The 21,908-nt window shown below is 65.1% G+C and carries 22 protein-coding genes and 2 tRNA genes; 5 read left to right on the forward strand and 19 right to left on the reverse strand.

The features are described 5' to 3' along the window. Window positions 1-52: 52 nt before the first annotated feature. A complete protein-coding gene (locus DIE29_RS00365) occupies window positions 53-991 on the reverse strand; it encodes a hydrogen peroxide-inducible genes activator (RefSeq protein WP_114648886.1) in 939 nt (312 codons plus the stop codon). A 146-nt stretch (window positions 992-1,137) separates the two neighbouring features. On the opposite strand from DIE29_RS00365, the gene DIE29_RS14890 reads away from it, so the two are divergent. Next, window positions 1,138-1,269 (forward strand): hypothetical protein, encoded by a 132-nt coding sequence (locus DIE29_RS14890; protein WP_257791345.1) that lies wholly within the window; start codon window positions 1,138-1,140, stop codon window positions 1,267-1,269. Window positions 1,270-1,300: 31 nt separating this feature from the next. Here DIE29_RS14890 and DIE29_RS00370 read toward each other — a convergent pair whose 3' ends face one another. From DIE29_RS00370 to DIE29_RS00385, 4 genes are all read right to left on the reverse strand, one after another. Further along, a complete protein-coding gene (locus tag DIE29_RS00370; RefSeq protein ID WP_114648887.1) occupies window positions 1,301-1,897 on the reverse strand; it encodes an HD domain-containing phosphohydrolase in 597 nt (198 codons plus the stop codon). Window positions 1,898-1,997: 100 nt separating this feature from the next. Next, window positions 1,998-2,969, reverse strand: a complete 972-nt coding sequence (locus DIE29_RS00375; protein WP_114648888.1) for a YcjF family protein — start codon at window positions 2,967-2,969, stop codon at window positions 1,998-2,000. Between the two features lie 129 nt (window positions 2,970-3,098). Continuing rightward, window positions 3,099-3,701: a cytochrome b/b6 domain-containing protein gene (locus DIE29_RS00380; protein ID WP_114648889.1), complete on the reverse strand. Its 603-nt coding sequence runs from the start codon at window positions 3,699-3,701 to the stop codon at window positions 3,099-3,101. 66 nt (window positions 3,702-3,767) lie between these two features. Further along, window positions 3,768-4,025: a PepSY domain-containing protein gene (locus tag DIE29_RS00385; protein ID WP_114648890.1), complete on the reverse strand. Its 258-nt coding sequence runs from the start codon at window positions 4,023-4,025 to the stop codon at window positions 3,768-3,770. Between the two features lie 219 nt (window positions 4,026-4,244). Between DIE29_RS00385 and DIE29_RS00390 the strand changes: the two genes are divergently transcribed. Next, entirely contained in the window at window positions 4,245-5,384 is a 1,140-nt protein-coding gene (locus tag DIE29_RS00390; RefSeq protein ID WP_114648891.1) for an ABC transporter substrate-binding protein, read from the forward strand. A gap of 119 nt (window positions 5,385-5,503) precedes the next feature. Here the strand turns inward: DIE29_RS00390 and DIE29_RS00395 are convergent. From DIE29_RS00395 to ybgC, 12 genes are all read right to left on the reverse strand, one after another. Further along, window positions 5,504-5,579: transfer RNA gene (locus DIE29_RS00395), tRNA-Lys, on the reverse strand. Between the two features lie 36 nt (window positions 5,580-5,615). Further along, window positions 5,616-5,691 (reverse strand) — tRNA-Lys (locus tag DIE29_RS00400). Between the two features lie 121 nt (window positions 5,692-5,812). Then, the gene (locus tag DIE29_RS00405) at window positions 5,813-6,919 is read right to left on the reverse strand and encodes a YeeE/YedE family protein (protein WP_114648892.1); all 1,107 of its coding nucleotides are present in this window, start codon (window positions 6,917-6,919) and stop codon (window positions 5,813-5,815) included. Window positions 6,920-7,014: 95 nt separating this feature from the next. Continuing rightward, window positions 7,015-7,707, reverse strand: coding sequence for a 7-cyano-7-deazaguanine synthase QueC (gene queC / locus DIE29_RS00410; RefSeq protein WP_114648893.1), 693 nt, complete (start codon window positions 7,705-7,707; stop codon window positions 7,015-7,017). A 35-nt stretch (window positions 7,708-7,742) separates the two neighbouring features. Then, the gene (gene queE, locus DIE29_RS00415; protein WP_114648894.1) at window positions 7,743-8,405 is read right to left on the reverse strand and encodes a 7-carboxy-7-deazaguanine synthase QueE; all 663 of its coding nucleotides are present in this window, start codon (window positions 8,403-8,405) and stop codon (window positions 7,743-7,745) included. Between the two features lie 6 nt (window positions 8,406-8,411). Continuing rightward, window positions 8,412-9,119, reverse strand: a complete 708-nt coding sequence (ybgF, locus tag DIE29_RS00420) for a tol-pal system protein YbgF (RefSeq protein ID WP_102040524.1) — start codon at window positions 9,117-9,119, stop codon at window positions 8,412-8,414. Further along, window positions 9,119-9,637, reverse strand: a complete 519-nt coding sequence (gene pal / locus DIE29_RS00425; RefSeq protein WP_102040525.1) for a peptidoglycan-associated lipoprotein Pal — start codon at window positions 9,635-9,637, stop codon at window positions 9,119-9,121. The genes ybgF and pal overlap by 1 nt, the downstream gene beginning before the upstream one ends. A 52-nt stretch (window positions 9,638-9,689) precedes the next feature. Beyond that, window positions 9,690-10,973 carry a Tol-Pal system beta propeller repeat protein TolB gene (gene tolB, locus DIE29_RS00430; RefSeq protein ID WP_102043037.1) on the reverse strand — a complete coding sequence of 428 codons (1,284 nt, stop codon included), beginning with the start codon at window positions 10,971-10,973 and terminating at the stop codon, window positions 9,690-9,692. 38 nt (window positions 10,974-11,011) lie between these two features. Further along, window positions 11,012-11,899, reverse strand: a complete 888-nt coding sequence (locus tag DIE29_RS00435; RefSeq protein ID WP_102040526.1) for an energy transducer TonB — start codon at window positions 11,897-11,899, stop codon at window positions 11,012-11,014. Next, window positions 11,896-12,300, reverse strand: coding sequence for a protein TolR (gene tolR, locus DIE29_RS00440; RefSeq protein WP_102040527.1), 405 nt, complete (start codon window positions 12,298-12,300; stop codon window positions 11,896-11,898). The genes DIE29_RS00435 and tolR overlap by 4 nt, the downstream gene beginning before the upstream one ends. An 18-nt stretch (window positions 12,301-12,318) precedes the next feature. After that, the gene (gene tolQ, locus DIE29_RS00445) at window positions 12,319-12,993 is read right to left on the reverse strand and encodes a protein TolQ (protein ID WP_102040528.1); all 675 of its coding nucleotides are present in this window, start codon (window positions 12,991-12,993) and stop codon (window positions 12,319-12,321) included. After that, window positions 12,990-13,409, reverse strand: coding sequence for a tol-pal system-associated acyl-CoA thioesterase (gene ybgC / locus DIE29_RS00450; protein WP_102043038.1), 420 nt, complete (start codon window positions 13,407-13,409; stop codon window positions 12,990-12,992). The genes tolQ and ybgC overlap by 4 nt, the downstream gene beginning before the upstream one ends. A gap of 417 nt (window positions 13,410-13,826) precedes the next feature. On the opposite strand from ybgC, the gene DIE29_RS00455 reads away from it, so the two are divergent. Genes DIE29_RS00455 through hslU form a run of 3 tightly spaced genes read left to right on the forward strand, consistent with a single transcriptional unit; the run spans window position 13,827 to window position 16,961 of the window. Beyond that, window positions 13,827-14,993 (forward strand): STAS domain-containing protein, encoded by a 1,167-nt coding sequence (locus tag DIE29_RS00455; RefSeq protein WP_205409752.1) that lies wholly within the window; start codon window positions 13,827-13,829, stop codon window positions 14,991-14,993. Window positions 14,994-15,052: 59 nt separating this feature from the next. Further along, window positions 15,053-15,589 (forward strand): ATP-dependent protease subunit HslV, encoded by a 537-nt coding sequence (gene hslV, locus DIE29_RS00460; protein WP_102040529.1) that lies wholly within the window; start codon window positions 15,053-15,055, stop codon window positions 15,587-15,589. Between the two features lie 37 nt (window positions 15,590-15,626). After that, window positions 15,627-16,961 carry an ATP-dependent protease ATPase subunit HslU gene (hslU, locus tag DIE29_RS00465; protein ID WP_102040530.1) on the forward strand — a complete coding sequence of 445 codons (1,335 nt, stop codon included), beginning with the start codon at window positions 15,627-15,629 and terminating at the stop codon, window positions 16,959-16,961. Window positions 16,962-17,021: 60 nt separating this feature from the next. Here hslU and cphA read toward each other — a convergent pair whose 3' ends face one another. Then, window positions 17,022-19,616: a cyanophycin synthetase gene (cphA, locus tag DIE29_RS00470; protein WP_108079385.1), complete on the reverse strand. Its 2,595-nt coding sequence runs from the start codon at window positions 19,614-19,616 to the stop codon at window positions 17,022-17,024. A gap of 30 nt (window positions 19,617-19,646) precedes the next feature. Next, the gene (locus DIE29_RS00475) at window positions 19,647-21,869 is read right to left on the reverse strand and encodes a cyanophycin synthetase (protein WP_237269476.1); all 2,223 of its coding nucleotides are present in this window, start codon (window positions 21,867-21,869) and stop codon (window positions 19,647-19,649) included. Window positions 21,870-21,908: the final 39 nt, after the last annotated feature.

Below are 21,908 nucleotides of genomic sequence, written 5' to 3' on the forward strand. Positions count from 1 at the left end.
GATTCGGACCGGCGCGGGCAATCATCGGCGTGAATTGGCATACATTGGTCCATCAGCCTACGGTGGGCGGATGCACCCGCCCGACAGGACGCACGCCCGGCAGGCCGCACTCCAGGATGGCGGTACGCAGCACATCGATCGCCCCGCTGCGCGGGTAGGTGACCCGCCAAGCCAGTGCCACCCGGCGTGTTGGCTCCGGGGCGACAAAAGGCCGCACTGCAATGAGGTTGTTTTGCGCCTCCAAGTCGTCGGCGGCCGAAGCGGGTAGCACGGTCACCCCCAGACCGGTCGCCACCATGTGGCGGATGGTTTCCAGAGAACTGCCCTCCAGCGTACGCTGCAGGCCGCCCACATTGCGGCACTGCGGGCACACTTCCAGCACCTGGTCGCGGAAACAATTGCCCGCGCCCAGCAGCAACAACTGATCGTCCGCCAGTTGTTCCGCCTTCACTTCACTGAGCCGGGTCCAAGGATGGGCGCTGGGCATCAACACGCGGAACGGTTCGTCATAGAGCGGCTGCGCTACGACACCCGGCTCATCGAAAGGCAGCGAAATGACGATCAGATCCAGTTCGCCGCGCTTGAGCGCTTCGGCCAGACGGGCGGTGTAATTTTCCTGGATGATCAGCGGCATGCGTGGCGCGAGCCGATGCACCCGCGGAATCAGCCGCGGCAGAAGATAGGGACCGATGGTAAAAATCACGCCCAGACGCAGCGGGCCGGACAATGGATCCTTGCCGGCGGCGGCGATTTCACGGATCAAGGCGGCTTCCATCAGCACTTTTTCCGCCTGCGCAACGATGCGGCGGCCGGTTTCGGTAATCTTGACCTCGGTGGCGCTGCGCTCGAACAACTGCACACCAAGGTCTTCTTCGACCTTCTTGACCGCCACCGACAAGGTCGGCTGGCTGACATGGCATTTTTCAGCCGCCCGCCCAAAGTGGCGTTCGCGGGCCAAGGCGACGAGATAGCGAAGATCGGTGAGCGTCATAACGGTTCCCGCCAGACCGGGGCGTTGTCACGGAACGCTGATCTTACCCCGTTGGCGGGCTTCTGCGCGGATTCGGGCCAGGGCAATCGCATGAAGGTCATGCCAGCCCGAGCAGTTGCGCGCGGTAGGCATCGGAGGTTGAGGCGATGAGTTTTCTGGTCTTGAAGCGCCCTTGGGCAGCGCTGGAGGCTCAGATCGAGCCGTTCTGCCCGGAGGGCGAAGGCTGCGGTCGGCCGCGGTCGGCTCACCTCGCCCGCCTCCAGCCCGGCGTGGCGTGATTTTTTTATGCGAGCGGGCATGCGCGCTGCCTCAGATGTCGAAGTGTTTGCGGATAGCGTCGGTGAGCTGGCGGCGGAGTGCTTCTTCGTCACACTGCGACACGGTGGTGTGGAGCTGAGGCGCAATTTCGCGAAAGACGGCGATGACCGCCGGATCGACGTGGTGCCCGCTGTCGCGCTCCAGAATGGCGCGGGCCTGGCCAAAACTCATCGGTGCCTTGTACGGGCGGCGCGCGCACAGCGCATCGACCACGTCGGCCACCGCAAAGATACGCGTCGCCTGCGCTTCCATCATGGCAATGTGGGAGTCGAGCACTTCATGTGCCTTGCGCTCGTTCTCTCTGGATAGATGCACCACCACCGGATAGATGGCCGCGCCGCACAGCAGCGCGGCGAAAGCTGCCAGAGCGGCGGTGGCCGCTTGTGCGCGGCTGGTCTCGGTGTCCATGTGCAGGGCATCGAAGTGGCGCAACAAGCGTTGGGATTCCTCGATGGCTAGGGCGACGGTGGCTTTTTTGGCGCTTTCCTTTGCGGCTAACCAGCCGGCAAGGCTGGCGAGGATGGCGAGCACGAGGCTGACGGCGCCGATGCGGGTTGCGGCGCGACGATTGAAGGTGTGTGCGAACATGAAAGGAAGATCGCGGGTCGGAAGGCTGTGTTATGCATCCGGTGCCTTAACGCCGACTTAACACACGGCCGCCCGGGCGATCTCCCATGCGGCACCCGTTTTAGCCGCGCAGTTCGGCGGTGAGCTGCTTGAGGTCCAGGGTGCGCGCCCGCTCCTCGATCTGCGGCTGGTAGCGCGCTTGCAGGCCGCGCGCCTCATCGACCAGACCGGCGAATAGCTGCTTGAGGCTGGCCGCATCCAGTTTGCGCCCGCCGCCGTAGTAACGTTTGGCCACCTGGCCCAGCGCCCAGGTGCTGGCGAAAGAGAAGGCCATGCTGGTGGCCGCACTGCCGATTGCCCGCCCGGTCTTGCCCATTGCCTTGCCGAGCAGGCCGCCGATGAGTTTGCGGCCAAACTGCTCGACGTATTGCGAAGTCAGGCCGACACCGATGGTGGCAAGAAAATCGGTGATGTGGCCGCGGTCGAGCTCATAGCCGTGAGCCTTGCCGATGCGATACACCAGCCGAGTCTGCAGCGGAATGATCGCCCAGGAGGCAAGCGACTGCGGCAGCAGTTCCAGCGCGCCGTTGAGGATGGCGGCGTTGAGTATCATGCGGTCGAGGCCCGCCTGGTCGGGGGCCGGTGCGGCGGCACTGCCGGCAGCCGGGGGCGGCGCCGGCAGATCGGCGGGTGCCGGCGGCAGGGCGCCTTTGACCGGCGCGTCGGCTAGCGCGTCGGCCTCGTCGACCAGCGCATGCGCCCGGCCTGAATCCAGTCCGAGCAGGACGGCAAGGCGCTCCAGAAAGGCGGTCTCGTCCGCGCTATGGTGGCCGTCGGCATCGCACACGCCCACTGCGGTTTCAAACGCAAGTTGGCGCAGTTCAGGCGCATCCAGCGCCGCGCAGGCCTCTTCCAGCTTCACCCGGCGCAGCAGCACGTCCTGGTAAAGGGCTATGAAATCGACCTCGGCCTCGCGTGAGAGTGATTCGGCAACACGACGCACATGCTCGCGCTCGCGAGCGTCCTGGTGGCCGTCGGCAAATGCGGCCATCAAGGCAATGGTCAGCAGGGCGCGGGTTTGTTCCGGGTTCATGCAGCGGGCTCCGTGGGAGTTGCGTGATGGGTCGAGGTCTTCGACTGAGGAAGTGGGCAAAGTTTCCGCAGTGACAAAAGGCTCGGACGCTCATGCCGCTGAACGCAATTTTCTCTGCGCGCCGTCATCTCACATGCTGCGTTGTTCGACGCTGCTCTTTCGGGGTTCGGATTGCCGGTTCTGCAAAGGCGACTGGGTACGGATATGTTGGACGCCGGTGATCATCGCACCGATGAGATTGACACCTTCCAAGCGGCTCATCACGATGGCGGCGATGCCGTGGATGACGGCAAAACCGATCAGCAGGCCGGCCAGCGCTTCGTGCAGGTCCTGTACCCACTCCTCACCCCAGAGAGCGTCGGTAGTCTGCAGGAACCCGCTGGCAGCCACCGTCAGGATCAACACCATGAGTGCCAGCATCATGACCGCGCCCAGCGGGTTATGGCCCAGGTGTCGATCGTACTGGCCCGCGCGCAGCCGGGACAGATGGGCCGATAACCGTGACCGGGTAGGCATGAAGTTGGCGAAGCGGGCATGCTCGCTGCCGATGAAACCCCAAACGATGCGGGCCGCGACCAGCGCACCGGCAAGATAGCCCAGCCATTGGTGTACGGTTTCCCCGTCATCGAGGACAAAGTAATTGGTGAGCACGCAGCTCACCAGCGTCCAGTGGACGATGCGGACGAACCGGTCCCACACACGGACCGCCTGTAAGGTCGGGTTGGAGGACATCGGTCGGGCTCCAGTGTTGCCAGCGGCCTCGGGTGTCGCCGCTGGCCGCCAGCAGCCGTGGGCTAATTACTTGCGTTCGAGTTCGGCGCCGGTTTGCGGGTCGAAGTAGATTTCCACCTTGTTGCCGGCCTTGTCGAAGCCGTAGATCTCGTAGCAGTTACCCTTGGAGACTTTGAAGGTCTTGATTCGGTAACCCTGGGGCTCGAGGCCGGCCTTGAATTTGTCCTGATCCATCCACCTCTCTTTCGGTGCATTACAGCTCGGGCCGGCGAACGCGGAGGTGGAGAGTATGGCGATGCTCAAAGCGGCAAAAATACGGTTCATGCGAAACTCCTATGCTGAGGTAAAGCGCCGAGCGGGCGCGCAGTGGTGAGTACACCCGAGCACACTTAAAGGAGGCTGAAGAACGGGTTGAAATCGATGAAGCCGCCTGTGCGCCTCAAAATTCCGGGCACCCAGCTTTGGGTGGATTGTGGACTTCCGTAATTGCTTGGCCAGGATCGAGACCGAACAATCCGGGGGTTTTTCGCTAGATGATCGGCCATGTCAGGAATAATCCGTAGCTTCAGCGTCGTTGCCAGTTTGCTCGCTTTCTGCCTTCCGTTCGAGCTAGCCGCTCAGGGGCGGGAGATTGTTGTCGGTCAGGTGGCGCCGTTTTCCGGCCCGCAGGCGGTCACCGGACGGGCGATCCATGCCGGGGTGAAGCTCTACGTCGATCATGTCAACGCGCAAGGCGGTGTGCGTGGCATGAAGATCCGCCTGGTCACCCGCGACGATGCACAGCAGGCGGCGCAGACCGTGGCGCTGGCGCGCGAGCTGATCGCCGGGGAATCGCCGGTGGCGCTGATTGGCACCGTGGGCACTACCAACCTGGAGGCGTTGATCGCCGACGGCGTGTTGCAAAAGAGCGGCGTGCCACTGGTCGGCGCGGTGTCCGGCGCTTCCAGCGTTATCGCCGGCAAAAACGTGTTCGTCATCAAGGCGAGCTATCACGAGGAGATAAACCGCCTGTTCGCCAATCTGGCGGGCCTGGGTATCAAGCGCGTTGGGTTGGTGTACCAGGACGATGCGCTCGGCCAGGACGTGATCGCCGGCGCCGATGCGGTCGCGCGCAGCCATGGCATAGAATTAGCCGCCCGCGCAGGCTATCCGCGCAACACCGTGGAGGTTGGGGAGGCGGTCAGCGCGATGGTACAGGCGGGGCCGCAGGTGGTCTTACTCGGCGCCACCACGGCGGCGGCGATCGAATTCGTGCGCCAGTACCGTGAGGGTGGCGGACTGGCAATGCTATACGGCATGTCCATCATCGATACCCGTCAGCTGCTTGCCAAACTCGGGCCGGATGGTGCACGCGGCTTCGCCTTCTCGGTGGTGTTGCCGCTGGAGACTCAGCGCACCATCGCGCTCAATCTCGAATACCTGCGCCTGCGCGACCAGAGCAAGGACGCGGATCTTTCGGCGCGATCCATCGAAGGCTTCATCGCCGCCAAGGCGCTGGTCCATGCGCTGCAGAGCGCCGCAGCGGATGGCGTTCCGACCCCTGCGGCGGTTGTGAAGAACCTGCAGGCCATGCGCAAGGTGGATCTCGGCGGCTTTGTACTCGATTTTGGTCAGCCGGGCCGGTCGGGTTCCAGTTACGTCGACTTTGCCATGCTCGGCGACGGCGGGCGGGTGGTGCAATAAGTCACAAAGTGGCCCCGCGCGCAAATCGGTGTCAAAGATCGCGCGCCGCCACAAAATCTAACGAAGCCAAGAAGCAAAAAGGCCAACCCTTCAGGATTGGCCTTTTTGCTTGAATTTGCTGGTGGGGGCACTAGGACTCGAACCTAGGACCAATTGATTAAGAGTCAACTGCTCTACCAACTGAGCTATACCCCCGCATCTGTCGCATTCAATCTTGCGTGAATGCTGCGATGGTAGGCCGTGCAGGATTCGAACCTGCGACCAACGGATTAAAAGTCCGCTGCTCTACCAACTGAGCTAACGACCCGCCAAAGAGGGCCGAATTCTAGACGAGGCGGGATTTGCCGTCAATAGCGGATATTGGCGGACATTGGAGGGTATTGGCGCTTCTTTTTTTGCGCGTCGCAGTGTGCGGTGTGGCGCCGTGCTCAAGCATTTCGCAGCAACAGCCAATACTGCACCTTCATCGTCAGCGCTGCGCCGGCGATAATCGACAAGGTGGTGAGCATCGAGCCCAGCGATAGCGCGGATATACCGCTCACACCCTGGCCAATGGTGCAGCCCAAGGCGGTGACGCCGCCAAAGCCCATCAGCACCGCGCCCAACAAGTGGCGGATCAGATCGCCGGCGTCACGGAAGCTCTCGATCCGGAAGCTGCGGGTCGTGAGCGCCAAGAGTGCCGAGCCGACTACCACGCCAAGCGCGCCGGCGATGCCGAAGGTGACGATGCGGCTGGCGTCGCTCCACAGCATTAGAAGTTCCAGTGTGTAGGCCAGCGGGGCAACAAAGGAAAAAGACTCGGCCCGGCCGCTGTTGGTGCCGATGAAGGCTTCCTCCAGGGTTTCCGGATGTTCGGCCACATAGCCGATATGGCCGGTGACATACCAGCCCCCGACCACCAACAGTCCCACGACCGTGCCGCCTAGCAGGATATCGGCGCGCCATGCTTCGCGGTGGGCCAGTGCGGCGGCGAGCAGCAGGCCGCCGACCACCGTGGTGGCCAGCAACAGGGCGCGTTCCGGTGCCATGCCGCCGGCAGCGAGCAGGGCCGGCAGGTGTTGAGCCGAGTCAAGTTCGACCGCCATGCTATCGAGCCATTGCACCCGCCACACGCCAAACACGCCGCGCAGCGTCATAGAGGCCGCCAGCCCGAGGAAGACGAACACCACCAGCGATTTGAGGTTGCCGCCGCCGAGGCGGATCAAGGTTTTGCTGCCGCAACCCGAGGCCAGGGTCATGCCGACGCCAAAAGCCAGGCCGCCGAGCACATGGGACAGCCAGCGCAGCCGGCTGCCGGTGTAGATCGATTTGGACACATCGACCAAGCCGGCCAATTGCAACGCACAGGTGCCGATAATGGCCACCGCAATGGCCAGCATCCACATCCGCATGCGGCGCCAATCGCCCATGTTTACTACGTCGGAGACCGCGCCCAGGGTGCAGAAATGGGTTTTGTTGCCGACTGCGCCAAAGACTACGCCGAGGGCGAAGGCCAGCCAAGCAATGGTGGAGGAGGCCACGACGGGTTGTTCCATGGCGGGTATGCTCGATCCGGAAGCACCCGGATTCTATTGGAAAACCGATTGCTCAGCGCTTGGCGCCTGTGGCGTGTGGCTCGATCCAAGCGGGATCAGCCGTCACGCCCTTGGTAAGGGGTCGGATCTTCGATGCCTGCGGCCTGAAAGCCTGCACGACGCAGGCGGCAGGCTTCACAGCGTCCGCAGGCGCGGCCTTGTTCGTCGGCCTGGTAGCAGGTCACGGTGATGCCGTAATCGACGCCCAGACGGGTGCCGAGCTGGATGATCTCGGCCTTGGACAGTTCGATCAAAGGGGCATGAATCCGCAGCCGGGCGCCTTCGATGCCGGCTTTGGTGGCGAGGTTGGCCATAGCCTCGAAGGCGCGGATGAATTCGGGTCTGCAGTCGGGATAGCCGGAATAGTCGACTGCATTGACCCCGACGAAGATGTCGCGCGCGTCGAGCACTTCGGCCCAGGCCAGGGCAATGGACAGCATGACGGTATTGCGCGCCGGCACATAGGTGACCGGGATGCCGTTGCCGCCACCGTCTTCGGGGACCTGAATGGCCGGGTCGGTCAGTGCCGAGCCGCCGAACTGGCCCAGGTTGACCCGGGCCAGACGGTGCTCGCGGGCGCCCAAGGCGTCAGCCACCCGCTTGGAGGCGGTCAATTCGGCCGCGTGGCGCTGACCATAGGCCACCGATAGGGCATAGCATTCAAAGCCCATGTCGCGGGCGATGGCAAGGCAGGTGGCCGAATCGAGGCCGCCGGAGAGCAGGACGACGGCGCGAGGGGTTTGTTCCATGGTCGTTGGTGTCGGTGATGCAGGCTGCCACCGGCTCATTTGCCGCGGGCGTCGCCCCAAAGCACCTTGTGCAGTTGTAGTTGGAAGCGCACCGGCAGGCGGTCGCGCACGATCCACTCCGCCAACTGCGCCGGGTCGAGCTGTCCAGCCACCGGGGAGAAGAGCACTTCGCAGCGCTCGGTCAGCCGGTGCGTAGCGATCTGCTCGCGCGCCCAGGCGTAGTCGGCTTCGTCGGCAATTACGATCTTGATCTCGTCGCTGCGGCGCAGCTGGTCTATGTTTGCCCACCTGTTCTTGGCGGCTTCCCCCGAGCCGGGGGCCTTGAGATCCATGATGCGCGCCACACGTGGATCGACCGTGGAGATGTCGAGCGCGCCGCTGGTTTCCAGCGACACGTCGAACCCCGCGTCACACAGCGCGGTGAGCAGCGTCGAACAGCCCTGCTGGGCTAGCGGCTCGCCGCCCGTGACGCATACATGGCGTAGCCCAAAAGCGGTCACTTGGCGCACGATGTCGTCGATCGGGTAGAACTGCCCGCCGCTGAAGGCGTAGGCGGTGTCGCACCACACGCAGCGCAGCGGACAGCCGGTGAGGCGGACGAACACGGTGGGCAGGCCGACTCGGGTCGATTCGCCCTGCACCGAGGCAAAGATTTCAGTCAGGCGCAGCCGTGTATTGCGCCCGGGGGCTGTGTTCATGGCCGGCTAGCGGATGCCCAGGCGTTGGCGGGCGGTTTTAGCGGCAGTGCTTTCTGGATAGCGTTCGACCAGCGCTTGCAGGGTGCGTTGCGCAGCTTTGGCATCGCCCAGCGCCTGCTGGCTGTTGGCCAGCCCCAACATGGCGTCCGGGGCGACCGTGTCGGCCGGCCAGCGTGCCAGAACGGTGTTGAAGTGATTGCTGGCAGCGGCCACTTCCTTGGCTTGCAGCGCAGCATTGCCGGCCCAGAAGTGTGCTCCGGGCAGAAAGCTGCTTTGGGTGTACTTGGCGATAAATGCGTTCAAGGCGGCCAAGGCTTCGCGGTATTGACCCGCTTTGAGTAGATTCAGCGCCCCTTCGTATTCGGCCGATTCGGCCGCAGGGTCGGCGGCCGATTGAGGCGCCGCGCCACCGGGCGCTTCCAGCCGTCTGAGGCGATCGTCCAGGTCGACGTAAAAGTCCTTCTGGCGCTGTTTGAGCGATTCGACCTCGTGCATCAGCACTTCGATCTGCCCGCGCAGGCGGGCGACCTCGGCGCGCAGCAGCTCGTTCTGAGAGGACAGTTCGAGCTGCGCGCGGCTGCTAGCCTCGAGCCGCTGGTTGACATTCTCCCGCAGCGCGTCGAGCTGACGTTGAGTCTCTCCGCCGCCGAACAACTGAGCGGAGGCGACAGTGGGCAGGATGAGCAGGGCGGCCAGCGGAACGAGGCGTTTCATCAGAATTCGCCCGAGTAGAGCATGTCACCGCGGCGGTTCTGCGCAAAGCAGGCTTCGTTGCTTTCGGTGCAGCGCGGTTTTTCTTCACCCAGACTGACCGATTCGATCTGCGACTCGGACACGCCCAGCAGGGTCAGCGCACGGCGAATGGCATCGGCACGCTTCTGGCCTAGCGCCAGGTTGTATTCGCGGCTGCCGCGCTCATCGGTGTTGCCCTGGATCAGCATTTTCATCTGCGGATTTTGCACCAGGAAGCGGGCGTGTGCTTCGATCAGTTTGTTGAACTCGGGCTTGATGACGAAGCTGTCGAAGTCGAAATACACGCTGCGCTTGGACAGAATGTTGTTCGGATCGGTCAGCGCAGCAATGCCGCTACCGGAAACACCGGGGGCGGTCACCGTGGCCACGCCTGCACCAGCGCGGTCTTCGACAGCGGCGCTGCTGGTGTCGGATGTGCCGGTGGTGCTGCAGGCAGCCAGCAGAGAAGCCAGCAGTGCGGGCAGGATGAGTTTCTTCATTGAGTATTCTCCGTTTTTCATTGTGTGAGACAGCAGTTTGGTTACAGCACTGTTATGGCCGCGGCGCCGGACCCCAAGCGGGTTCGCGCACGTCGGCGGCCTCTACCGACAGACGCTGACGGACCCGCCCATCGGCCGAGACGGCCGCCAAGACTCCCCGCCCGCCGTTGTCGGAGGCATAGAGAATCATACGGCCATTGGGCGCAAAGCTGGGCGATTCGTCACGCGCCGAATCGGTGAGGATCATGGTCTGTCGCGAGGCAAGGTCGAGTACGGCCACCTGGAAGCGGCCGTTGTTGCGGGTGACATAGGCGAGCGTGCGACCGTCCGGGGACGGGCGCGGTGTGACATTGTAACTGCCTTCGAAAGTCACCCGCTGGGCGGCGCCGCCCGCGACAGGAATACGGTAGATCTGCGGACTGCCGCCGCGATCGGAGGTGAAGTAAATCCACTGACCATCCGGGGAGAACGCCGGTTCGGTGTCGATACCGGCCGAGCTCGCAAGCCGGCGCAGGCCGGAACCGTCGGCATTGATCAAATAAAGCTGCGACAGACCGTCCTTGGTGAGCACCACTGCAAGCTGGCGGCCGTCGGGCGACCAGGCCGGCGCCGAGTTGGAGCCCTTGAAGTTGGCCACCACCTGGCGTTGACCGGTGGCCAGGGTATGGATGTAGATGATGGGTTTTTTGGCTTCGAACGATACGTACGCCAGCCGCTGTCCGTCTGGCGACCACGCCGGGGAAATGATCGGTTCGCGCGAGATCAGCGCCGCCTGTGCGTTGGCGCCGTCCGCGTCGGCGATTTGCAGCTCGTAGCGCGCGCCGTTTTTGACCACGTAGGCGATACGGGTGGCAAAGTAACCCGGCTGACCGGTGAGTTTTTCGTACACGAAGTCGGCAATGCGATGCGCGGTGGTGCGGTTTTGCTGCGGGGTCATGCGCAGGGCCTGAGCGCCCAGTTCCATTTGGCGCTGCGTGTCGAACAGCCGGAAGCGCACTTCGAAGCGGCCGTCGGGCAAGGGCACCACGGTGCCGGTGAGGATGGCGTCCGCACCGCGACTGCGAAAACCTGCCAAATCGGGCACGACGGATTCGGGTAGGGCAACCGGGCCGATGTCGACCAAGCTGAACAATCCGCTGCGTTCCAGGTCGGCGCGGACTACGTCGGTGATGCCGCGCGGCAGGGCGCTTTCGCTTTCGAAAATGGGGATGGCCACCGGTATGCGGTTGGCGCCCGCGCCGGTGATCTCAATCGAGAGCTGGGCGTGGGCGGCGGCCGCGACAGCCATGGCCAGCGCGGCGACAACGAGGCGGAGGGTGCGAAGTGTCTTGATCATGGCGGCAAAGGCGGCAAATTGTATATCAATGACCGACATTAGTCGTCTTCCAGCGGCCGGAATTTCAGTTCAAGGGTGCGTTCGAACAAGGCGCTGTCCGTGGGCAGCGGCAGTGGGCTGGAGCGGCGGATGGCGCGCTCGATGGCATCGTCCAGCGCGGCAATGCCCGAGGAGCGCACCAGACGCACGTTGATGACTTCGCCGGTGGGCAGTTGATCCACCATGAACACTGCCTCAGGGTTGCCTTGCAGCCCCGGCGGGCGCAGCAGATTACCACGCACCTTGGTGGCGATGGCAAGCCGGTAAGCGTCGGCTGCGGCGGCGTTGCGCGCAGCGGCCAGGCGGGACTCTTCGGCGCGCAGCATGCGCGTCAGCTCGGCCTCGCGGGTCTGTCTTTCGAGCATTTCTTTCAAATAGTCCGGCTGCGTGGGTTCGACCCGTTTCGGTTCAGGCTTGGGCTGCGGCTTGGGCTCAGGTTTGGGTTGAGGTTTCGGCTCTGGTTTGGGTTCTGGCTTGGGTTGAGGCTTCGGCTCGGGCTTGGGCTCCGGTTTGGGCTCCGGTTTGGGCTGCTTGGTGGCGACCTCCGGCTTGGGTTGAGGCTTGGGCTCGACTTTGGGCGTGGGCGCAGGCCGTGGTTCAGCCTTGGCTTGCGGCTTCGGCTCCGGCCTCGGTTCGGGTTTGGGCTCGGGTTTTGGCTCTGGCTTGGGTTCGGACTTTGGCGGCTCGGGCCTGGGTTGCGGGGATGGCTGTACCTTGGCCGCCGGGGGGGCGGCGACCAGGTTCACCTCCAGGCTGCCGGGCTCTTTGCTTTGCCAGGACAGGCCGAAGAACAAAAAGGCAAACAGCGCAAGATGCACAGCCACGGCCAGGGCGAGCGAAGCCCATTTGCCCGGCGGCGGCTCACGCTGGGAAAGGTACTCGTTCATTGGCTGCTTGCGGTCTGCAGGCTCACCTTGCGCACACCGGCACGGCGCACCGCTTCGAGCACATCGACCACCTTTTGGTAAGGCAGGGTTTTGTCGGCGGCAATCAGAAAAGATTGCTCCGGATTGGTCTCCAGGGTTTCGCGCAGAAACCGCTGAAACTCCAGGTCGCTGAGTTTGCGTGCCGTGCTGTTGGCCGAGCGTTTGACCGCCAGGCTGCGGTCGGCCGCGACCTCGATGATCATGGCTTCGGCGGGCGGGCGGGCGGATTGCCCGGCAGTGGGCACATCGATGGTGCCGGTTTGAATCATTGGCGCGGTGACCATGAAGATGACCAGCAAGACCAGCATCACGTCGATGTAGGGCACGACGTTGATTTGGTTCATCAGGCGGCGCTGACGCATTGAAAACCTCCCGCGGCCTCAGCGCAGCTGGCGCTGCAGGATATTGGAGAATTCTTCCATGAAGCTCTCGAAGCGGATGCTGATCCGGTCGATGTCATGGGCGAAGCGGTTGTAGGCGACCACGGCCGGAATGGCGGCGAACAGGCCGATGGCGGTGGCCACCAGGGCTTCGGCAATGCCGGGGGCAACATGCGAGAGCGTGGCCGAGCTCATGTTGGCCAGTCCGCGAAAGGCGTTCATGATGCCCCACACGGTGCCGAGCAGGCCGATATAAGGCGATACCGAGCCAACTGAGGCGAGAAAAGCCAAATGGGCTTCCAAGTCATCCACTTCGCGTTGGTAGGTTGCGCGCATTGCACGACGTGCGCCTTCGATGATGGCATCGTGGTCATGACTTTTGGCGCGCAGCTTGGTGAATTCGCGATAACCCGCCTCGAAGATGCGCTCCATGCCGCCGCTGTGGTGACGTGCGGCGTTGGCCGACTGGAACAGGGCGTTGAGATCGCCGCCGCTCCAGAAATCACGCTCGAACTCCGCGGTTTTTGCACGCGCCGAGCGGATCTGAAACAGCTTGCGGAAAATCCAGTACCAGGATACCAGCGACAGGCCGCCCAGCAAGGCCATGACGAGCTGGACGAGGACGCTGGCCTGGGCAATCAGGCTGACGATGGAGAGGTCTTGTGTGACGGTCATGCTGAAACGAAACGGCAGAGTTGGGCCCTGACATCCTCCGGCAGGGCGACGGGTTTAGCTTGCGCAAGATCGACGCAGGCGAGCGCCACACGGGCTTCGAACAGCAAAGTGGTGCCGCGCATGATGCGCTGCACAAAGTCAATGCTGGCGCGGCCCAGCGAGTCGATGTGAGAAACCACTTCAAGGGCGTCGTCGAGCACGGCCGGGCGACGGTATTTTGCGCTGAGCGAGCGCACCACAAAGCCCAGGCCGCGCTCGTCGATCAAGCGCTGCTGGCTGAAACCGGCCGCACGCAGCCATTCGGTGCGTGCGCGCTCGCAAAAGCGCAGGTAGTTGGCGTAATACACCACTCCGGCGGCGTCGGTGTCCTCATAGTAGACCCTGATCGGCCAGGTAAAGCACGTCTGGTCGGGCATGAACGTTGTCAAGGGCGAGGCTTTGCGGGGCGCTGAAGGCGGGCTGGTTTGCATCGCCCGAATTCTAGCCGAGGCATGCGTCGGCGCAGCATCGAGCCAACGGCCGGGCGCGCCGAAATGCTCTCAAAAGGTAAGCTGGCGCAAACGTCGCCGAATAGGCGGCGCAAAGTGTGAATTGCGCCCGTATCTTGAGTTCTCGCTGACCCAGCGCGGTGCCGATGATGCTATGCTTGCAGCCCACCTGCCGTCCGAGTCTGGGTCCGGGCGGTGGGCTGAGTCCGGGCTGTTCGTCGGAGCGCCAGCGCCAGAGCGGCTTGCAAAGCGGCCTGCCAAGGCTTGTGCCGGCCCTCGAGGGCCGGTTTGCAAAATGGATATCCGGGCTCAAGGCACAGGGTTCAGTAAGGTATAGGTCAGACCGTGGTTCTTCCATTTTTCGGCAAGAAGCCTTCGCCCGGCACCGGCTCGGCCGGCGCGCCTGGCGCCGAGCGTGGGGCGCAGCGACCGGCGGCTCCGCCGACAGAGCTGTCTACACTCGATTTCACCGCGGGCGATGCGGCGCATGCGCTCGCCCGCTGTGCCGGCCTGGTCGAAGTACAGGAAATGGATTCCGGTGTCGGTGCGGCTTTTGAAGAAGCCGCGGTGCTGTACGCCAACGGCAACGTGGAGGATGCCGAGAAGGTACTCAACGCGGTGCTGGATGGCCCGTCTGCTCAGGCCGGCGAAGGGCTGTGGATGATGCTGCTCGACCTGTACAAGCTCACTGGGCAGCGTGAGCGCTTCGAATCGCGCGTACTCGATTACGCCACCCGTTTTGAGCGTTCGCCCCCGCCGTGGGAAGACCTGTCCAGTCAAGCCGCGCGGCCGCGCAGCGATGTCGCTCCGTTGATCAACCTGTCGGGCAAGCTCACCGGGCAGGCGGCAGCCCAGTTCCAGCAAATCGGCGTCATCGGGCGCAAAAGCGGCGCGATCCGCATCGACTTGAGCCGTCTGCGCTCGGTAGATGAAGACGGTTGCAGATTGTTCCTGCAGTTGTTGCAGTCGCTTGCGGCCGACCGAGTGAAAGTCTCGGTACTCAAGCCCAGCCAATTGGTCAATATGCTCGAAGGGCAGATTGCCGCGGGACGGGCTGAAAACCGCGACGCTTGGCTGCTGCTGCTGGAGATGCTGCAGTATGCCGGCGAACAGGAGCGCTTTGAGCAATTTGCGGTCGATTACGCCATCACCTTCGAAGAGTCGCCGCCGTCCTGGATGCCCAAGGCGCAGGCGGCGATGAGCGCGACCCAAGTCGACGCGGACGCGGAAAAGACGCCCGACGGTTTTTGTCTGGAAGGCGAAATCGCCGGTGCGCAGGCAGAGGGCATCCGCAAGCTCGCGGCTTATGCGGCCGAGCGGCAACGGGTGGATGTGGACTGTTCGAATTTGCGCCGCATGGACTTTGTCAGTGCCGGCACGCTGTTCAATATTCTCGCTACCCTCCAGGCGCAAGGTAAGCTGGTAGTGTTGCACAAGGTCAATGCCATGGTTGCCGCATTGCTGCGAGTGATGGGTGTGGACCAAGTGGCGCAGGTCACTTTGCGCAACTGAAGCGCTGCGGCGGCATTTCGCAAATCCGGGCCGGGAAGGCCCTGTGCAGGAAAGACTCCATGGAACAATATCGCGGCACGACCATCTTGTCGGTGCGGCGCGGCGAGCGCGTCGCGCTCGGTGGCGATGGCCAGGTCACGCTGGGCAATATCGTCATCAAGGCGACCGCGCGCAAAGTGCGTCGGCTCTATCAAGACCGCATCCTGGCCGGTTTCGCAGGCGGTACGGCGGATGCCTTCACCCTGTTCGAACGTTTCGAGGCCAAGCTGGAAAAGCACCAGGGCAATTTGCTGAGGAGCGCGGTAGAGTTGGCCAAGGACTGGCGAACCGACCGCATGTTACGTCGCCTGGAAGCCATGCTGGCGGTGGCAGATCGTGAGCATTCGCTGGTGATCACCGGCAATGGCGATGTGCTGGAGCCGGAACAGGGCATCGTAGCCATTGGCAGCGGCGGTGCCTTTGCCCAGTCGGCGGCGCGCGCACTGGTCGAGAACACCGCGCTCGACCCGGAGGAGATCGTGCGCAAATCGCTCGCCATCGCGGCCGACCTGTGCATTTATACCAACCATAGCCACGTCATCGAGACGCTCGGTTGAGCGCCCGACGGCGCGGTGCTGTCCAGCGCTGATCAATATGACTCAGATGACCCCGCCGGAGATCGTCTCCGAACTCGATAAGCATATCGTCGGTCAGGCGCGCGCCAAGCGGGCTGTGGCCATTGCGCTGCGTAACCGCTGGCGACGGGCCCAGGTGGCCGAGCCGCTGCGCACCGAGATCACGCCCAAAAACATCCTGATGATCGGTCCTACGGGCGTGGGCAAAACGGAAATCGCCCGTCGCCTGGCGCGCTTGGCCAATGCGCCCTTCATCAAGATCGAGGCGACCAAATTCACCGAGGTGGGCTACGTCGGACGCGATGTCGATACCATCATCCGCGATCTGGTGGAAATCGCCGTCAAAGATGGGCGCGAACGCGCCATGCGCGCGGTGCGCGACCGGGCGATGGATGCCGCCGAGGACCGGGTGCTCGACGCCTTGTTGCCGCCGGCCCGGCCGCTGGGCCTCAACGCCGAGGCCGCGCCGGCTGCGGATAACGCCACACGGCAGAAATTCCGCAAAAAGCTGCGCGAGGGCGAGCTGGACGACAAGGAGATCGAGTTGGAGGTGGCCGCCACCCCGGTACAGGCCGAAATCTTTGCGCCGCCCGGCATGGAGGAGCTGACCCAGCAGATTCAGGGCCTGTTCCAGAACCTCGGCGGCGGCAGGAAAAAGCTGCGCAAGCTGAAAATCGCCGAGGCACTCAAACTATTGGCCGACGAGGAAGCGGCACGCATGATCAACGATGAGGAGATCAAGGCGGCCGCGGTGCGGGCAGTCGAGCAGAACGGTATCGTATTTCTGGATGAAATCGACAAAATTGCCGCGCGCAGCGATGTGCATGGCGCAGATGTCTCCCGCCAGGGCGTACAGCGCGACCTGCTGCCGCTGGTCGAAGGCACCACGGTGTCGACCAAGTACGGCATGATCCGCACCGACCATATTCTGTTCATTGCCAGCGGTGCTTTCCATTTGTCCAAGCCTTCGGACTTGATTCCAGAATTGCAGGGCCGCTTCCCGATTCGCGTGGAACTCGATTCCTTGTCGGTGGAGGATTTCGAGCGCATCCTCACGCAAACCGATGCCTGCCTGGTACGCCAGTATCAGGCCCTGTTGGAAACCGACGGGGTCACGCTGACCTTTACCCCCGACGGCATCCGCCGGTTGGCCGAAATTGCCTGCCAGGTCAACGAGCGCACCGAAAACATCGGTGCGCGCCGCTTGTACACCGTGATGGAGAAGCTGCTCGAAGAGGTCTCCTTCGAGGCCGGCAAAGCCGGATCCGGCCGTGTGAACATCGACGCCGCGTATGTGGACGCCCGCTTGAACATGCTCGCCCAACGGGAGGACCTTGCCCGCTACGTGCTGTAGGCGCCGGTAGGGAGCAACGCGGATCGGTCCGGATGCGAACGTGGAACGCGATCGGTCGGCTCAGCTCGCCGCTGCAGCCGCCTCGGGGGTTTCCGCCACCCGCCGCGCGATGTGCGCCAGGGCTTCCTCCACCTGATCGACGAGGATCAGGCACAGATCGCCCGGCTGCAGGCGCGCGAGCGCCGTGTCGATCGCCACGAACTCGCCGCGGATGGCCGTTTGCCAGCGGGTCTTCGGCGCGTCCTGCAGGCCCTGCTGCAGCAGCGCGATGACCTCGCCGTCGGCGCGGCCGCGCTGGCACGCGTCTTCGAACAACACCACTTCGTCGAACACCTGGCCGACCAGCCGGGCCTGATCCACGATGTCCTGATCCCGCCGGTCGCCGGCGGCGCTGATGACCACCACGCGCTTGCCGGCCGGCATCGCCTCGACAGCGCGGCACAGCGCGGCGATCGCGTCCGGGTTATGGCCGTAGTCGGCGATCAGCGTCGCACCGCGGTAGGTGAACCGGTTGAAGCGCCCGGGAACGGTGTGGGCATCCGACGTGAAGGTTTCCAGCCCGCGCGCGATCGCCTCCCACGGCACCCCGACGGCCCAGGCCGCGGCAATGGCGGCCATGGTGTTGTCCACCTGAAACGCGAGTGTCCCCCCTTCGGTCAGCGGGATCTGCGCGAGCGGCACTCGCACCTGCCACCCGCCTTCGGCCGCGACGATGTGGCCGTCTTCCACGAACACGACGCGCTTGCCCAACGCCCGGTGGGTGGCGATCACCGGATGGTGGGCCGACGGGCCGAAATACGTGATCTGCCCGGCGCAGAACTCCGCCATCGCCACGCAGTGCGGATCGGCCGCGTTGAGCACCGCCATGCCGCCAACCGGGACGTTTTGCACAATCACGCGTTTGAGGACGCTGACATCCTCCACGGTCGTGATGTAGTTCAGGCCCAGGTGGTCACCCGTGCCGATGTTGGTGACGACCGCCACCTGACAACGGTCGAACGCCAGCCCCTCGCGCAGGATGCCCCCGCGCGCGGTCTCCAGCACCGCCGCGTCCACATCCGGGTGCGCGAGCACCCGGCGCGCGCTCTTCGGGCCGCTGCAGTCACCGCTGTCGATTTGCCGGCCGTTGACGTACACCCCGTTGGTGTCGGTGAAGCCCACGCGCCAGCCGCGCTGGCGCAGCAGGTGCGCGGTCAGCCGCACGGTGGTGGTCTTGCCGTTGGTGCCGGTGACGGCGATGAGGGGAATGCGGCCATCCTCGCCCGGCGGGAACATGTGGTCGATGATCGCCTTGCCGACGTTGCGCCCCTTGCCGAACGAAGGGCTCAGGTGCATGCGCAGCCCCGGGGCGGCGTTGACCTCGACGATGCCGCCCTGCTGCGCCTCCAGCGGCTGCACGACGCTCTGGCACACCACGTCCACGCCGCACACGTCCAGCCCCACCGTGACGGCGGCGGCCACCGCCCGCTGCGCGACGAGCGGGTGCACCTCGTCGGTGACGTCGGTGGCGGTACCGCCGGTGGAGAGGTTGGCGTTGTTGCGCAGCACCACGCGCATGCCACGCGGCGGCACCGAATCGGGCGTCAAACCTTGCTGCGCGAGCCGGTCGATGGCGATGTCATCGAGCCGGATGCGGGTCAGCGGCGTGGCATGCCCGTCGCCGCGGCGCGGATCGGCGTTGACCGCGTCCACGAGTTCCCGCACCGTGTGCACGCCATCGCCGATGACCAGCGGCGGATCGCGCCGGGCGGCCGCCACGAGCTGGCGCCCGACGACCAGCAGGCGGAAGTCGATGCCGGGCAGGTAGCGCTCGACCATCACCTCGCTGCCGTAGTGGCTGGCTGCCTCGAAAGCCGCCAGCACCTGCTCGCGCGTCTGGACGTTGACCGTCACGCCTTTGCCCTGGTTGCCGTCGCGGGGTTTGACGACGACGGCGCCCCCCAGCTCCTGCGCCGCGCGCCACGCGTCTTCGGCGTCGCGCACGGGCCGCCCGAGCGGCACCGGCACACCAGCCGCGTGCAGCAGCTTCTTGGTCAGCTCCTTGTCCTGGGCGATCGACTCGGCGATCGCGCTGGTCGTGTCGCACTCCGCCGCCTGGATGCGGCGCTGCTTGCTGCCCCAGCCGAGCTGCACGAGGCTGCCCGTCGTCAGGCGCCGGTAGGGGATGTCGCGCGCCACGGCCGCCTCCACGATGGAGCCGGTGGAGGGACCCAGGCGCAGGTCCTCGTCCAGCTCCTTCAGGCGCGCGATCGCGCCCGGCGTGTCGAACGGCCGGTCATCACGCGCGGCCTGTAGCAACGCCACGGCGGTCTCGAAGGCCAGGCGGCCGACTTCCTCGACCGTGTATTCGACCACGACCTGATACACCCCGGCCTCCGGGGCGGCTACGGTGCGGCTGAAGCTCACCGGGCAGCCCGCCAGGGTCTGCAACGCGAGGGCGCAGATCTCCAGCGCGTGCGCCATCGTGACCACGCCGTCCGCGGTCGGTTCCGGCAGCACGCCCAGCTCCGGAAAGCGTTCGCGCAGCCGCTCTTCGAAGTGGGAAAGCTGATGCAGATCCAGCTCGGGCGGCTCGCAGCGGACGGTGGCTTCGATGGCCGTGTAGCGGCTCCACAGGTTGGGGCCGCGCAGGGCCCGCAGGCGGATGATGTCCATGGCGATGGGTCAGGTAGGGCGGTAGGAGGTTCAGAGGGTGTCCAGCAGGGGCGCGGCGGTCTCGATGCCGGCGCGGATCAGCTCGGCCGGCAGGTCCAGCGCCACGGCCGTGCCCAGCGCGGCGAGCAGCGTGGTCACGCCAATGCGGCCCAACAACGCCGCGACACCCGGTTGCTCGAGCGACGCGAGCGGCGTGAGCCGGCTGCCCTGCAGCAACACCACCTGCTGACCCTCGAGCGTGAGGAAGCGGCGGCCATCGGCGATGTGCGCTTCCGCGAGGGCGTGGCGCGGATCGGTGCTGTAGAGCAACACGTCGCCGTCGCACAACTCGGCCAGGCTCGCGCAGATCTCGCAGTCGGCGTTGAGCACGGCGCAGCCCTGGGGCAGCACGACGTCCACCTGCGTGCGCAGCACCTTGCGCATGTCGTCGCGCGTGCGGATGTCGTGGTCCTCCAATCCCTGCGGTTCGGGCACGTCGGTCACCACGCCCACCAGGCAGCGGTCGTACGGCAGCCCCTCGTCCAGGATGCAGCGCGGGGAGGTTTCGATCACCGCCGCTTCGACGCAACGGTTCATCAGTATCCGCTGACCGGCTTCCCAATCCGAGGGAACGTTCGCGTCCATCGGGTGCATCTGCAGATACAGCCGCCCGCCGCACGACACGCCGGTGGCCGGCCCTTTGCGTTGCAGTAGCGCCCCCACCAGCAGCGCCAGCGCGGTCGTCTCGCGTGTGCCGGTGATGCCCACCACGGGGATGCGGCCGTCCTCATCCCCCGGGAACAGGTGTTCGACGATCGCCTCACCCACCGGCCGCGGCTTGCCGTTGGCCGGTTTGAGGTGTGGTAACAGCCCCGGCCCCGCGTTGATCTCGACGATCGCGCCCCCTTGGGCCGCCAGCGGCTGGCCGATGTCCTCGACCACCAGGTCGATCCCGGCGATGTCGAGCCCCACGACACGCGCGGCGATCCCGGCGATCTCGGCCACGTCCGGGTGGACGAGGTCGGTGACGTCGTCGGTGAGCAACCCGGTGCGCTGCACCAGCACCTCGCGGCCGGCTTCCGGCACGCTCTCGGGCGTCAGGCCCTGGCGGCGCAGCTCCAGCATCACATCGCGGTTTTCCGGCAGGCGGATCGTGTCGAGCGGGAACTCCTCCTCCTCGCCGCGGCGGGGGTCGCTGTTGATGTCGCGCTCGATCAACTCGCGCACCGTGTGCACGCCGTCGCCCACGATCACCGCCCGCTCGCCGCGCGACGCCGCCACCACGCGCCCGCCGATGACCAGCACCCGGTGTTCATGGCCGCGGATGTAGCGTTCGACCATCACCTCGGAACCCTCGCGCTCGGCCAGCGCGTAGGCGGCTTCGACCTCCTCGCGCGTGCGCACGTCGAGCGACACGCCGCGCGCGTGGTTGGCGTCCACCGGCTTGACGACGACCGGCAGGCCGATGTCCTGCGCCGCTTCCCAGGCATCGTCGGGGCTGGTGACGACGCGCCCCTCCGGCACCGGCACGCCGCACTCGGCCAGCAGGCGTTTGGTCAGGTCCTTGTCGCGCGAGATCGTCTCGGCGATGGCGCTGGTGCGATCGGTCTCGGCGGTCCAGATCCGGCGCTGCCGCGCCCCGTAGCCGAGCTGCACCAGGTTGCCCTCCGTCAACCGGATGTGGGGGATGCGCCGCGCCGTGGCCGCATCGACGATGGCCGCGGTGCTCGGCCCCAGCGCGTGGCGGTCGATCAGGCCCTTGAGCCGCTTGACGGCCGCCGCCACGTCGTAGGGCTGGTCGTCGATGGCCGCCATCAGCAGGTCGCGCGCGTCCAGCAGCGCCTGTCGGGCGACTTCCTCCTGCCGCGCCCGGATGACGAGCTTGTACACCCCGCGCCGGGACGTGGAGCGCGTCTGCCCGAAGCTCGTCGCCATACCCGCCAGGTTGAGCAGCTCGATGGCGATGTGCTCCATGATGTGGCCGGGCCACGTGCCCTCGCGCAGCCGCAGCAGAAAGCCGCCGCGCTCGCCGACCCCGCAGTGGTGCTCGACGAGCCCGGGCAGCCACGCCGTCAGGCGCTCGTACAGGCCGGGGATGGTGTTGGAGGGGCTGTCTTCGAGTTCACCGATGTCGATGAGCGCCTCGATCGCGGCCCGGTAGGTCCAGAGGTTGGGCCCGCGCAGGTGTTGCATGCGCAGGATCCGGATGGTCTTGTGCGACATGAAATGGTCAGGATGATCGAGATAAGGCTTTTTTCCGCTGTACGCGGCCACACTTCCGGCCGCGCGGGTCGTAGAATGCCGAGCCCGAAC

This window comes from Pseudothauera hydrothermalis (assembly GCF_003345255.1).
Taxonomy (GTDB): Bacteria; Pseudomonadota; Gammaproteobacteria; order Burkholderiales; family Rhodocyclaceae; genus Pseudothauera; species Pseudothauera hydrothermalis.